The sequence below is a fragment of the Anaerococcus sp. NML200537 genome, assembly GCF_026131715.1.
Classification (GTDB): domain Bacteria; phylum Bacillota; class Clostridia; order Tissierellales; family Peptoniphilaceae; genus Anaerococcus; species Anaerococcus kampingae.
Map to the genome: position 1 here is coordinate 1 of NZ_JAMXSL010000078.1, position 1,343 is coordinate 1,343.

Annotated in this window: 1 protein-coding gene; it reads right to left on the reverse strand. The window is 37.2% G+C overall.

The genetic code is table 11. The features are described 5' to 3' along the window. Positions 1 to 1,343, reverse strand: a 1,343-nt coding sequence (locus NH288_RS11330; protein WP_265215408.1) for a YPDG domain-containing protein, incomplete at both ends; no start/stop codon positions are given.

The following is a 1,343-nucleotide window of genomic DNA, read 5'->3' on the forward strand; positions in this document are numbered from 1 at the left end:
CGATTGTAACTTTTGGTTTTTCCTTATCTCCTGGATAATTTGGAACTGTTACTGCATCTGTTATCTCTTTATCTGATGGTTTTTGACCTTTTTCTTTTTCAACTGGTTTTGTTTCAGGTTCATATTTTTCGTTATCTTTAGCGTCTGCTTTACCAGTTGTTGCTGTAGCTTTATCTGATGGTTTCTTACCATCTACTGTTGCTACTGCTTTTATAACATCATTTTCTTTTGGTTCTTTGCCTGAAGGTACATCTGCTTTCCAATTACCATCTTCGTCAGCTGTTGTCTCTACTTTTGTTCCATCTGGAAGTTCTACCACAACTTTAGCATTTGGTTCTGATGTTCCTGTGATTGTCTTATCGTCAGCTTTTGGTGCTGTGATTACAGGTGTTGCTGTTTGACCGATTTTTGTAGCTGTTGCTGTGATTGTTGCATTGTCAGCTGTTATTGCTGTTCCTGGTTTTGTTGACCATGTTGGATTTTCATATCCTTCTTTTACTGTTACTTTTGGATATTGTCCTTCTGTTAATGCTACACCATCTTTTACATCGTATACTTTGACATTATCAAGTTTTTCGATGCCATCACCTGCTACGAAGGTTACTCTATGGTAGCCATCTGGTGTTTTTGCATCTGGATTGTTTGTTCTATCAATGACATCATCTAATTTTGCTACATTGATTTTTGCTGTTGCATTGTCTGTAGATTTGTCTGGATAAGTTACTACTACTGGAATTTCTACTGATTTGTCAGCATCTTTTTCACTTGGTGTGTAGGTTACTTTTCCTGTGTTTTCATCTATTGTTGCGCCTTCTGGAGCATCTTTTCCTAGTGTGTATTTTGTTCCTTCTGGTGCTTTTGCGTCTTTTCCATCTGCATCTTTGTATGTTGGTGCATCTGTTGTTACAGGTGTACCTGCTTTTCCATCTTTGTCTGCATATGATGGGATTAGCTTATCAGCATCTGTTTGTGCTGGTGTTGTTTTTGTAGCTGTTGCTGTTATTGTTGCATTGTCAGCTGTTATTGGTGTTCCTGCTGGTGTTGACCATGTTGGATTTTCATATCCTTCTTTTACTGTTACTTTTGGATATTGTCCTTCTGTTAATGCTACACCATCTTTTACATCGTATACTTTAACATTATCTAGTTTTTCGATACCGTCACCTGCTACGAATTTTACTCTATGGTAGCCATCTGGTGTTTTTGCATCTGGATCGTTTGTTCTATCAATGACATCATCTAATTTTGCTACATTGATTTTTGCTGTTGCATTGTCTGTAGATTTGTCTGGATAAGTTACTACTACTGGAATTTCTACTGATTTGTCAGCATCTTTTTCACTT